This window comes from Paenibacillus sp. SAF-068, assembly GCF_051967555.1.
Lineage (GTDB): Bacteria > Bacillota > Bacilli > Paenibacillales > Paenibacillaceae > Paenibacillus.
In genome coordinates, this window is record NZ_JBQCJX010000001.1 from 1,824,143 (window position 1) to 1,836,205 (window position 12,063).

General features: G+C 44.5%; 12 protein-coding genes. 8 read left to right on the plus strand and 4 right to left on the minus strand.

All coding sequences use genetic code 11. The annotated features are described in order from the left end of the window. Window positions 1-34 precede the first annotated feature (34 nt). Window positions 35-1,279 carry an aminopeptidase gene (locus ACTHPG_RS08150; RefSeq protein ID WP_440388617.1) on the plus strand — a complete coding sequence of 415 codons (1,245 nt, stop codon included), beginning with the start codon at window positions 35-37 and terminating at the stop codon, window positions 1,277-1,279. Between the two features lie 269 nt (window positions 1,280-1,548). Here ACTHPG_RS08150 and ACTHPG_RS08155 read toward each other — a convergent pair whose 3' ends face one another. Then, a complete protein-coding gene (locus tag ACTHPG_RS08155; RefSeq protein ID WP_440388619.1) occupies window positions 1,549-2,007 on the minus strand; it encodes an AraC family transcriptional regulator in 459 nt (152 codons plus the stop codon). Between the two features lie 164 nt (window positions 2,008-2,171). Here ACTHPG_RS08155 and ACTHPG_RS08160 point away from each other — a divergent pair, with 164 nt between their 5' ends. After that, window positions 2,172-3,332, plus strand: a complete 1,161-nt coding sequence (locus tag ACTHPG_RS08160) for a leucine-rich repeat domain-containing protein (RefSeq protein ID WP_440388620.1) — start codon at window positions 2,172-2,174, stop codon at window positions 3,330-3,332. 81 nt (window positions 3,333-3,413) lie between these two features. Here ACTHPG_RS08160 and ACTHPG_RS08165 read toward each other — a convergent pair whose 3' ends face one another. Next, entirely contained in the window at window positions 3,414-4,046 is a 633-nt protein-coding gene (locus tag ACTHPG_RS08165; RefSeq protein WP_440388621.1) for a nitroreductase family protein, read from the minus strand. A gap of 130 nt (window positions 4,047-4,176) precedes the next feature. Between ACTHPG_RS08165 and ACTHPG_RS08170 the strand changes: the two genes are divergently transcribed. Beyond that, complete coding sequence (locus ACTHPG_RS08170; RefSeq protein ID WP_440388622.1) at window positions 4,177-4,416, plus strand: hypothetical protein; 240 nt, start codon at window positions 4,177-4,179, stop codon at window positions 4,414-4,416. A gap of 136 nt (window positions 4,417-4,552) precedes the next feature. Here ACTHPG_RS08170 and ACTHPG_RS08175 read toward each other — a convergent pair whose 3' ends face one another. Together ACTHPG_RS08175 and ACTHPG_RS08180 are read right to left on the minus strand one after the other, a co-directional pair. Beyond that, window positions 4,553-5,326: a M15 family metallopeptidase gene (locus ACTHPG_RS08175; RefSeq protein ID WP_440388623.1), complete on the minus strand. Its 774-nt coding sequence runs from the start codon at window positions 5,324-5,326 to the stop codon at window positions 4,553-4,555. 425 nt (window positions 5,327-5,751) lie between these two features. Continuing rightward, a complete protein-coding gene (locus ACTHPG_RS08180; protein ID WP_017688778.1) occupies window positions 5,752-6,114 on the minus strand; it encodes an iron-sulfur cluster biosynthesis family protein in 363 nt (120 codons plus the stop codon). A 167-nt stretch (window positions 6,115-6,281) separates the two neighbouring features. On the opposite strand from ACTHPG_RS08180, the gene ACTHPG_RS08185 reads away from it, so the two are divergent. The 5 genes from ACTHPG_RS08185 to ACTHPG_RS08205 all read left to right on the plus strand — a co-directional run bounded on the left by ACTHPG_RS08185 (window position 6,282) and on the right by ACTHPG_RS08205 (window position 12,056). Then, on the plus strand, window positions 6,282-6,866 hold the full coding sequence (locus ACTHPG_RS08185) for a TetR/AcrR family transcriptional regulator (RefSeq protein WP_440388624.1): 585 nt from the start codon (window positions 6,282-6,284) through the stop codon (window positions 6,864-6,866). 228 nt (window positions 6,867-7,094) lie between these two features. Continuing rightward, the gene (locus ACTHPG_RS08190; protein WP_440388625.1) at window positions 7,095-7,955 is read left to right on the plus strand and encodes an NmrA family NAD(P)-binding protein; all 861 of its coding nucleotides are present in this window, start codon (window positions 7,095-7,097) and stop codon (window positions 7,953-7,955) included. 222 nt (window positions 7,956-8,177) lie between these two features. Further along, on the plus strand, window positions 8,178-9,152 hold the full coding sequence (locus ACTHPG_RS08195; RefSeq protein WP_440388626.1) for an ABC transporter ATP-binding protein: 975 nt from the start codon (window positions 8,178-8,180) through the stop codon (window positions 9,150-9,152). Continuing rightward, window positions 9,145-10,659, plus strand: a complete 1,515-nt coding sequence (gene opuFB / locus ACTHPG_RS08200; RefSeq protein ID WP_440388627.1) for an osmoprotectant update ABC transporter permease/substrate-binding subunit OpuFB — start codon at window positions 9,145-9,147, stop codon at window positions 10,657-10,659. The genes ACTHPG_RS08195 and opuFB overlap by 8 nt, the downstream gene beginning before the upstream one ends. A gap of 50 nt (window positions 10,660-10,709) precedes the next feature. After that, on the plus strand, window positions 10,710-12,056 hold the full coding sequence (locus ACTHPG_RS08205) for a dihydrolipoyl dehydrogenase family protein (protein ID WP_440388628.1): 1,347 nt from the start codon (window positions 10,710-10,712) through the stop codon (window positions 12,054-12,056). Window positions 12,057-12,063: the final 7 nt, after the last annotated feature.

Here is a 12,063-nt window from a genome sequence, read left to right on the forward strand (position 1 = left end):
GCCATTAATATATGAAACGGGAGTGAACACAACCATGAGTCAATTTGAACAAACCTTTGAAAAGTCATTGGAACAATACGCAGAACTGGTTGTCAAAGTCGGCGTAAATATTCAAAAAGGACAGGACTTGCTCGTTACCGCACCGATCGAAACGCTTGAATTCACACGTCTGATTGTACAAAAAGCCTATGCGGCTGGTGCAAACTATGTGCAGGTGGACTTCGATGATGACAACATCACCCGCAGTCGTTTTGAACATGGCTCCAATGACAGTTTTGACTACTATCCAGCCTGGAAAGCGGATATGATGGAGAAATTTGCAGAAGCAGGCGGCGCTACTCTGACGATCAAAGTCCCAGATCCTGAACTGTATAACGGAATTGACTCAGACAGCGTTTCCCGGGCTACGAAGGCAGCTGCACATGCACGTCGCGGATATGCCAAATATACACGCAACCATGAAATTAGCTGGTGTCTGATCAAAGCACCGACCAAAGCTTGGGCCAACAAAGTGTTTGCAGACATCCCGGAAGAAGATCGAATCAACGTGATGTGGGAAACCATCTTCAAAATGAACCGTGTCGATGGCGGAGATGCCGTACAAAATTGGAGAAAACATCTGGATACTTTGACTACCATGAGTGATCTCCTGAACAAGAAAAATTATAAGAGCCTGCATTACCGTGCGCCAGGTACAGACCTGAAAATCGAACTGGTTAATAATCATATCTGGGGCGGCGGTGGCAGCGAAAATAAACAAGGCGTATACACCGTTGCGAATATGCCGACTGAAGAAGTATTCACCATGCCCAAGCGCAGCGGAGTGAGCGGGTATGTTAGCAGCACCATGCCTTTGAACCTGAACGGGCAGCTGGTAGACCAGATGAGAATCACATTTAAGGACGGGCAGGTTGTAGCGTTTACGGCAGCATCCGGTGAAGAGCATCTGAAGAACCTCTTTGCCACCGATGAAGGCGCACGTTATCTGGGTGAAGTCGCACTCGTACCGCATGACTCCCCAATCTCCAACCTGAATCGCATATTCTACAATACGGGTATTGACGAGAATGCATCCTGCCATTTGGCCGTGGGAAGTGCGTACCCTTTCAATATGAAAGATGGTACAACGATGTCTAACGAAGAATTGCTGAAGCATGAGTGCAATGTGAGCCTGACTCACGTTGATTTCATGATCGGTTCCGCAGAGCTGGATATCGATGGTGAGTTACAGGATGGCACAATTGAGCCGGTGTTCCGCAAAGGCAACTGGGCATTTTAATTTAGTTTTATAAGTTGAACTAAAGGTTATTTACACTGACACTACGATGACAGAATAACCTTCCAATCGCTGTTATCCCCAGATTTTTTTGATTCCTTTTCTAAAGGGGAAAATCCGGGGATAAAGGCGAACGCTTCGCTTTTTCAGGTTTTTTCTGTCCTCTCCGTTATCGTGTAAATGATTAGTTCAATTTATTAGTAGCAGTAGTAGTGTTTAACGAGAAAGTGACTTCAACATGAAGTCACTTTTTTGTTTCCTCGTAACGCGGATTACACAGGTCTCACAGGCACACATATTTCGCACCAATGCTGCTGGAGCAGTTTCCAACGATACCGCTCTATAACTGGTTTGTTGTCCATCATATAACCACTTGCATGCAAATGGGGGATGAGCACATTCCAAGCCTGCTGAATATCTTCTGCCGTATGTCTCACCTTACAGATGAGATAATCTCCACCTGATAACTGACCAATCTCAATGGGGTCATCTAGCCGACGTTCAGATTCAGTAATCACAATACAGGCATCATATCTGCAATTCTCAGGCGGTGTGATAGTCGGATCATCTTGAGGAATACCGAGTAATGTTGCTGATTCATTCAACAGTTGCTTGTTATCTGCCCATTGCTTCAGCGTATTCATCGCTTGGGCATTGGCTGGCCCGTATGGACCGACTTGTCGAACATAAGCTATACGATATGACGGGAGGTTTTCAATAACCAGTTTCATGAAAATCATCCTCTCTGTACGATTTCTCTTACATGTTGGATGCTAACATGGTATAAAAAAAATTGCATAGGTAATATTGATTCCCTGCGATGTAACTCATAGAATAGGAATAATATGTTGGAAGACTGTTCCAAAAGAAGAAAACGAGAGAGGAGGAATTGAATATGGATATTACTTATGCCTTCAAGGATGAACGTTTCAGGCAAGTTGTGTTGGAACGTTATTGTAATCAGCGCGGGTTCATTCAGGAGAGTGACATTTATGAGGTTGAGACATTGCAACTTTCCAATCAAAATATTAGCAATCTTGATGGAATCGAGTATTTCAGGAGTCTTCACGAACTGGATTGTGCCTATAATCAATTGACAGATCTGGATCTGACTCAGAACCACAAGCTCAGCACGTTAAGATGTAGAGAAAATCAGCTTCTTACACTGGACCTTACCTCCAATTCCGAATTGCAGGTGCTGGATTGCAGCTTTAATCGACTTCGTCAATTGGATATTTCTCATAATTCCAAGCTTGTCACGGTGGAGTGTCATTGGAATATGTTGTCGAAGCTGGCTTTGGAGCGTCTTGAGCAGTTGGAGGAACTCAGTTGCAGTTATAACGCTCTATTCTCTCTTGATCTTGAATACAATATACACCTGCGGCGACTAGATTGTGCGAACAATTACATGATGGAACTTGATGTAACCGGTTGTCCAGCCTTGCTTGAAATTCGGTGTAATCACAACCATATCAAGCAGTTGGATCTTCGTTCGAATCTGGTTTTGGAAAGTGCCCGGTGTTTTAACAATCATATTAGTGAGCTGGATATCCGCCACAACGTGCAACTAAGAGAGCTGTACTGTTCCGAGAACAAATTAACCGGGTTGGATTACAGTCATAATCTGATACTGGAAAAGTTGGAGTATGCCGACAATCTAATATTTGAATCCAATCATGAAATTCAGGGCATGGGTGTATTTCAGTATGATACATCCATGTCCAATTATCAGTTATACTTGCTTATTCAGGATAAAGAGCTCGTAGTTACTGCACAGGTTTCAACTAAGGCTGAGATGGAAAGCTTATCTCCATACATGGAAGAGACTTGGAAACGGTGGGACATGCTTCAGGAGCAGGCCCTTAAAACCATTGCCGAGGCCCATCCGGACGAGGATATCAGTGAATTGGTTTTGGCTGATGCAGAATTTCAGGGAGATCAGTATTTCCGGTTGGGTTATGATGCGGGGGATACACCTGCTGGCCGACTGTACATATACGCTGAGTTTGACAATGAATTTCAAATGTTGGACACATTAATCTATGAAACGTATTAAAGCCACGATATCGTGGCTTTTTTGCTTAATTAGTTTATCATTGTATTAATTTATCATTAAACTAGTTTGTCATGTTATATGTTATTCAGCGTGCATTTTGTTGAAGCTAACATATTCATGGATTGGTTTGCGGTAACCGCGTGGGCGCTGTTTGGCTTCCGACTTTTTGCCGATCGTGATCATCATGACCGGTACGTAATGGTTAGGAATTTCCAAGCTTTGCTGTAGTTCTTCGGCGTCAAAGCCGATCATTGGACAGGTGTCCCAACCCCGATCCTGAGCGATTAGCATCAATTGCATGGCAGACAGGCTGGCATTGCGAATGGCATCCTCACGTTGGAAGAATCTGCCGCGAGACTCGTAAAATTCGGTGACACTTTGGGATTCATGCTCATATTGAAACGGAGTGAGAGCGCCCAGGTTCAGCAATCCTTCGTTAATGGTGCGGATGTGATGATGTGCGTTGACGTCACCCAATACGATAATGACTGCAGAAGCTGTTTTTACTTTGTATTGCTGGGAAGCTTCATAGACTTTCTCTTTCTGTTCTTCATCTCTAATCACAAGATAATGTGTATGCTGCAAGTTGAAGGCAGAAGGGGCGAATTTGTTCAGGGCAAACATCTCTTGCAGCTCAGACTCTGAAATCTCAATTCCTTCTTCAAAAATAACGGCCGATCTGCGGTTTTTAACCAGGTTCTCAAACTCACTCATGATGGTTTCCCTCGCTTATGTATGATTTATAAACTGACTATAACACACTTAGTTACTTTATGTAAGTATTATTTTTGAATAAGACAAGGTTCGCTTGCCATACGCTAGAATAAAACACTAGAGGTGATTCATGAAAGCTCTCATCACAAGATTTAAGGGAGGACATGACCCGCATGAATTTCGGGTATATGTGATCCAATCTTCGACGTTAAAACGTTTTGTCGTTATGGAGATTATTTTGGGTTCCATCGTGTACAATGTTGCACTATATTTGTGCCATAATGCACTACTTGCTGGCGCAGGCTCTTGGGCTGGAACCGAAAGTCTGAAGAGATTACCTCTTGTCTTTAGGAGAATCGTCGGGACGTGATGATGTGTTCAAATGAAAAAGATTGAAGCAGAAGAGGGGGCGTTGCGGCCCCATATTCAATTTCAGCCTTGATATCTATAGTTATCCTTCTTTTATCTGATCGGATAGCTGACTACGGATGAGGTAGATACCTTCCTTATTTGGCACGTTCCAAATATTGCTCCAGTGTAAGTTTCTGATTGGTAATTTCACCTGCAATATATACTCCGACATAACGTACATGCCAAGGCTCATAGGAGTAACCCGTCAATTTCTCTTGGTCTTTGCCATAACGAATGATGAATCCGTACTTGTGGGCATTGGCTTTCAGCCATTTGCCCTCTTTGGTGTTTCCGAAGCTTTGTTCTAGACCATAACCGGCCGAGGCACTGGAGATATCCATTGCAAGACCTGTTTGATGTTCACTTTGTCCTGGACGAGCACTTGTTTTGTTAGCAACAGCTTCACCTTTAATACTGGCATTGCGGTCAAAGATTGATTTCTGAGTCGCATAAGAGCGATAGCCTGACACGGCTTTGATATCAATGCCGTCTTTTTTGGCAGCGGCAAATAATTTCTCTATAGCTGTTGCAGCGACTTTACGCATCTGCTTCTTCGGACTGGAGCCTGAGAAGCTAAAAGGAATGTTTGGTACAACCAAATCCTGAGGTGCATAAGTCGAAGGCAGATTTCTCTTTTTATTGACAAGTACAACTGTACTGGACACATTGGTCACGGTTGCCACATTTTTGATGGTTTTAATCGTACGACCAGGTGCATTATCATGCAGAAATTGAGTGAAGCTGGAGCTTGCAGCAGATGCGACGGGATTCAGGCTTGAAGTGATGGGGAGCGTAGTAAAAGCAGAACCTGCTACAACAGAACCTATGAGCATTGTAGATATGATGGATTTACGAGTAAAAGGTTTCATGATGTGTGTTCCTCCTCGGAATATATGAATCTATATACCGAGTATACTAGAGGATTATATCCATAGGTTCTCCAATTGTTTCCGAGTTGTAAACAAAGTTTGCTATAAAATCTAACTAGAGGGTATTTACCCTGCCACTTTGATGACAGAACAACCTTCCGATCGCTGTTATCCCCTGATTGTTTGATCAATTTATAATGGTGAAAATCCGGGGATAAAGGCGAGCGTTACGCTTCTTCAGGTTTTTTCTGTCCTCTCCGTTTCGTGTAAATGTTTAGTTTATCTATCTTTTATAGAGTCTTTTTTGCAACTCTGATAAGAGGTATATAAAGAAAAGAACATTAAAAGCCGTTGCATTAGTAGATGCAACGGCTTTTGTTGTGAAGAGATAATGCTAGATTACTGCAATTATGCTGGAGACTGTGTTACAACATGCAGGCGTCAGATCCACCGGAGCTTCCCACAGTTACGGCCCGTGTATCACGAACGCGAACGTTGGCGCTGAGCACTCCGGAATCACTGCTTAATTTGAAAGAAGGATAATTCTCTTCTGTATCCAGTTTCATGTGTTGTTCGAGATTCAACTGTTGCTTCGGATCAACATAGAACGGAACCAGATTGGTTTCAATCTGAGCATCAAGAGCCGCGAGTTCATCGACAATGATGATCGCGATAACTCCGTTACATCCGCAACCTTCCAGATCATAGATTACTTTGAAGTATCCAGGTTGATCATTCAGGCTTTCCGTCAATCGTTTTGCAGCCAGGTCAGTAATTTGAATATACATATGGGTACACTCCTTTATATGTGGTCATGGTTGTAAATGGTAAAAGAATTCATTCAGCTTCTATTCTCATTATACCACTTTGTCCAAAATCAAAGCATTTATTTTCTTGACTGATCAGTCTGGAAAAGGTATTCTTTATTTAATGAATAGGGAGGTGAGGTCTGAAATTGGGAAGAATTAAGGAATTTGACACGGAGGCTGTTCTAAGAAAAGCAACGTCTGTATTCGGAACGTACGGTTATGAAGGTACATCATTAAGTCTACTGCTGAGTGAACTTGGCATTGCACGACAAAGCTTGTATGACACCTACGGCACCAAACATGATCTGTTTGTCTCAGCGCTTAAATTCTATATACAGCAGAAGACAGAGGCAGGCATCACATTATTAAACGAATGCACAAGTGTGAGGCAAGGCGTGGCACAGTTGTTCAACGAAGTGGTTAACGTGCTTACAGACGATGAACGTCGTAATGAATGTTTCATCATTAATAGTGCGGTGGAGCAGGCACCACAAAATCACGAAATCGCAGCCTTTATTCAAACCACTAATCAACAAATGGAAGATGTTATTCATACTGCGCTGTTACGGGGCCAGAGGAGTGGCGAATTGAAGCACCCAGAGGAAGAATTGCCCGGTCTTGCCCGTTTTCTGAATTATTCCCGACTCTCATTGACCTTTACGGCGAAGAGCGGTGCAAGTGCAGAAGCGCTGAGAGATTTTGTACAGATGACTTTAAGGGCTATGGATTAACGTTTTACATGATGAATTCTATAATGGTTTTTTGAAAATGAACGCATAGGCGTTTATTTTTTGACTATTTTAGACTGATTGGTCTGGAAAAAGAACGCCAAACAAAACTGAAGGAGGAAGTAGGATGACACAATCTCAGCAGTGAGCCATAAGAATGAAAAATTACACATTATAAAGACTATTGGAATCCGATGATCGTACTTGAATCGAACCTAGGAGGAAGTAAACATGAATAATGATAAACCGGTGACACTGATTACAGGGGCTAATGGAAAGACAGGAAGCCGTGTTGCGGCTCTACTTCAAAAACAGCAATATCCAGTGCGTTTGGCAGGAAGAAGCAAACCCTTTCTTTCTGATTCTGGTGATAACTATGTCTATTTCGATTGGTATGATTCCGGGACATATGCTCAGGCACTGAAAAATGTAAACCAGGTGTACCTTGTCGTGCCAGTTATGGACACGAATCCGGGAGGCGTCATGATTCCGTTTATGAAGGAAGCATTGTGGAGCGGCGTTAAGCGATTTGTCTTGCTTGGCAGTGCTTCAGTTAATGAAGATGGTCCTATATTTGGCGAAGTACATCAGTATTTAAAAGCGCATGCTCCCGAGTGGGCTGTACTCCAACCATCTTATTTTATGGAGAACTTTACAGAGGGACCGCATCGGGAGACGACGAAGCAACTCGGTAAAATCTATAGTGCTGCGGGGGAAGGTAAAATCGGTTTTGTCAGCGCAGATGATATTGCAACTGTTGCCTTCCGAGCACTGACAGATGTTATTCCTCATAATACAGAGCATATTATTACAGGGCCGGAGACGTTGTCCTATGGGCAGGTTTCCAACATCATTAGTCGTATACTGGGTCAATCCATCCAGCATGAATCGTTGTCCGATGATGAATTGAGGAACAGCATGATTCAAGCAGGGATGCCCGAAGATTATGCAACAGCTCTGGCAGGGTTGGATATTGCCATCCGTGAAGAAGGCCGGGAAGATCAAGTAACGGATACCGTGCTGAAATTGACGGGGAATGGCCCAATCTCAATGGAGCAATTTGTTCAAAATCATATGGCAGTATGGAAATAGTGGAAGAAACATATTGTATTTAATGAGAAGACGGTGCCTGGTGCCCGTCTTTTTGCCTGTCTACCAGTATGTTGACATCGTTGATTTGGTATATGGATCTCTGCTTAACCTTAGGCACTACGGACGGCAGTGATTATACGAACACACTTTTGGGGAAATAGATGAGAATGATGTTAGGGCGATTTTTGAGACACGCCTTAGATAAAGGAGCGAAGAGAGCGGATGATTCAGTTCGAAAATGTATCAAAACAATATCCTGATGGAACTACGGCTTTGCGTCAGGTTAACCTCAACATTAACAAGGGTGAATTATTCGTCATGATTGGTCCGAGTGGATGTGGCAAAACCACCATGCTCAAAATGATCAATCGCCTGATTGAGCGAACAGATGGAACAGTCCGCATCAATGGACGCCCAATTGATGAATACAACATTCACGAATTGCGCTGGAATATTGGGTATGTACTACAACAGATTGCACTATTTCCACATATGACGATTGCCGAGAATATTGCGGTTGTTCCTGAACTGCGAAAATGGAAGTCAGATCAGATCAAGCAGCGCGTACATACGCTACTGGACATGGTTGGTTTGCACGGAGATACGTACAGTGAGCGCAAACCTGCCGAACTATCAGGTGGACAACAGCAGCGAATTGGTGTGTTGCGTGCACTCGCTGCCGATCCCGAGATTGTATTGATGGATGAACCGTTCAGTGCACTTGATCCTATGAGCCGCGAGAAATTGCAGGACGATATACTGGATATCCAGCGTCAGATGAAGAAAACAATTGTGTTTGTCACCCATGATATCCAGGAAGCGATGAAGCTGGGCGATCGCATCTGCATTATGAAGGATGGAGAAGTATTGCAGGTAGGTACTCCGGAAGAATTGATCCAGCAACCAGCTAATGACTTCGTACGTGAGTTTGTCGGGAGTCCTGATGCGGACTCGATCTCACCATTCGTATTTGATCTTGAATCCATCATGACACCACTCTCACCTGGTCATGTGCCCAAATCTGCGAAAACTGCCGTTCCTGTATCAACTTCGCTACCGGAGTTGGTTGAGATTATGAGTGCTCACGACCATTTGCTGGTTGAACGTAACCGACAGATTATTGGCGAGATCGATCGGGCCGACCTGATGAAATACTGGTCTGATCAGTTACAGGAACGAGGTGAGGGACATGAGTAGATTCACGGAGGTGTTCAGCGAGCGCAAAGGCCAGTTATTGTCTGCTCTCCTGGAACATATGCAGATATCTTTCATCGCATTGTTCTTTGCTGTCCTCATCGCTATTCCGCTTGGTATATACCTTACACGCAAACCTAGAGTGGCTGAACCGATTATCGGGATTACGGCTGTGTTGCAAACTATTCCGTCCCTGGCGCTTCTCGGCTTACTCATTCCGTTATTCGGCATAGGAACACTTCCAGCAATTATTGCACTGGTTGTGTATGCGCTGCTTCCTGTGCTCCGCAACACGTACACAGGCATATCCGAAGTTGATCCTTCCATGGTCGAAGCGGCGAATGCGATGGGCATGAATAGTAGACAACGTCTAATTAAAGTGGAATTGCCACTGGCGATGCCTGTCATCATGGCCGGAATTCGAACTGCTATGGTCCTGATTGTAGGAACCGCGACACTTGCTGCCTTGATCGGCGCAGGAGGTTTGGGTGCATTAATCTTGCTGGGTATTGATCGGAATGATACGGCACTGATCATCCTGGGAGCCATTCCAGCCGCCTTGCTGGCTATTTTGTTTGATGTACTATTACGTCAGTTCCAACGGTTATCCTTCAAGAAAACACTGGTCACCCTTGGTTCGCTGGCTCTAATCGCAATACTTGTGATTACCATTCCCTTTTTGGCACGTGGAGGGCAGAAGGATCTCGTTATTTCCGGGAAACTGGGGGCGGAACCCGAAATTCTCATTAATATGTACAAGTTATTAATTGAAAAAGATACAGACTTAACGGTTGAATTGAAGCCCGGATTAGGCAAAACGCCATTTCTTTTCAACGCACTCAACTCAGGTGATATTGACATCTATCCCGAATTCACAGGGACCGCGATCTCTGAATTCATGAAGGAAACAGCTGTTAGCACCGATCGGACGGAGGTGTACGAACAGGCAAGAGAAGGAATGCTGAACCAGTTCAACATGATGCTTCTTAAACCTATGGATTACAACAACACGTATACGTTAGCCGTTCCACAGAGCACCGCAGATCAATACAATCTCAAGACCATTTCGGATCTCAAGCCAGTGGAACAGCAGATGAAGGCAGGATTCACGCTGGAGTTCTCGGATCGGGAAGACGGTTACCTTGGCATTCAGAAGAAGTATGGGATTAAATTTCCGAACGTTGCAACCATGGAACCGAAGCTTCGCTATGGAGCTGTTCAACGTGGCGATATCAATCTCGTAGATGCGTACTCCACCGATAGTGAGCTGAGACAATATGAACTGGTTGTGTTGGAAGATGATCAGGAATTGTTCCCGCCGTATCAAGGTGCGCCGATGCTTCGTCAAGAAACGGCAGATCAATATCCACAACTGGTTGAGGTGCTGAATCAGCTTGCTGGAAAGATTACGGATGACGAGATGCGTCAGATGAACTACGACGTGAACGTAGAAGGAGCCAATCCTGAGCAGGTGGCTATGGAGTACCTTAAACAAGCTGGATTACTGTAACTTTAGGCGTCTCTACAACAGATGTACCAAGAAGACGAGGAGGAACCGTAATGACACAAGAAACCTATGACTTGATTTCGATTGGCACAGGAAGCGCTGCAAGCTCTGTCATCACCCGTTGCGCTGAAGCTGGCTGGAAAATCGCTGTGATTGATGAACGTGAATTCGGAGGAACCTGTGCACTGCGCGGCTGTGATCCCAAGAAGGTGCTGGCAGGAGCGGCTGAACTGATCGACTGGAACGAAAGGATGCAAGGGAAAGGAATTCAGGGACAGGCGACCATCAACTGGTCTGAACTTATGGCCTTTAAGCGCACTTTTACCGAGAGCATACCTAGAGCAAGTGAAGATAAATTCAAGCAAGCCGGAATGGACACGTTCCATGGTAAAGCTTCATTTGTCGATGAAAATCATATTCAAGTTGGAGAAGAAGTCCTTCATGGCAAACACATCCTGATTGCAACCGGTGCAAGACCTGCGCCACTTGAAATTGAGGGCTCAGAGCATCTTATATATAGTGATGAATTTCTGGAACTGGAACAGCTGCCGAATCGATTAGTGCTGGTAGGCGGTGGATATATTGCATTTGAATTTGCACATATTGCGGCCAGAGCCGGGACGGAGGTCCATATCCTGCATCGGAGTGAACAGCCGCTAAAATCATTTGATGCGGAGCTGGTGGAATCTTTGTTGCAAAAGTCGAAAGAGATTGGCATCCATGTTCACTTGAACGCGGAGGTGAAGTCCATACGGCAAGAGGGGAACACCTATGTTGTTCATGGCACACGCAACGGTGCAGATCACCAGTGGCAGTGCGGACTTGTCGTGCATGGAGCGGGGCGGGTTCCCAATGTGGATGGGCTGGAATTGGAGAAAGGCAACGTCAGCTACAGCAAAAAGGGTATTACGGTCAATGAGTACATGCAGAGTGAAAGTAATCCGGGAGTATATGCTGCTGGCGATGTAACGGACACCCGAGGGTTGCCTTTAACCCCGTTAGCAGGTCAGGAATCCCGGGCTGTATCGTTCAATTTGTTGGAGGGAAATCAACACAAACCCAATTATAAAGTGATGCCTTCCATTGTGTTCACTGTCCCTGCACTTGGTGCTGTAGGTATGAGCACGGAACAAGCCAAAAAAGAGGGCTACGAGGTGCAGGTAAATGATATGTCGAAATGGTATACTTACAAGAGAACTCATGAAAAATTTGCCATGGCCAAAGTGGTAATCGACAAGTCAACCGGTCGCATTCTGGGTGCGCATGTGCTCGGGAGCAAAACAGAAGAACTGATTAACCTTATTGCAATGGCGATTCAGTTCGATCTGACCATCGATCAGTTAAACATCATGAATTTTGCATATCCTACTGCTGCATCGGACCTGGGTTCTCTATTGTAAAAGTGAT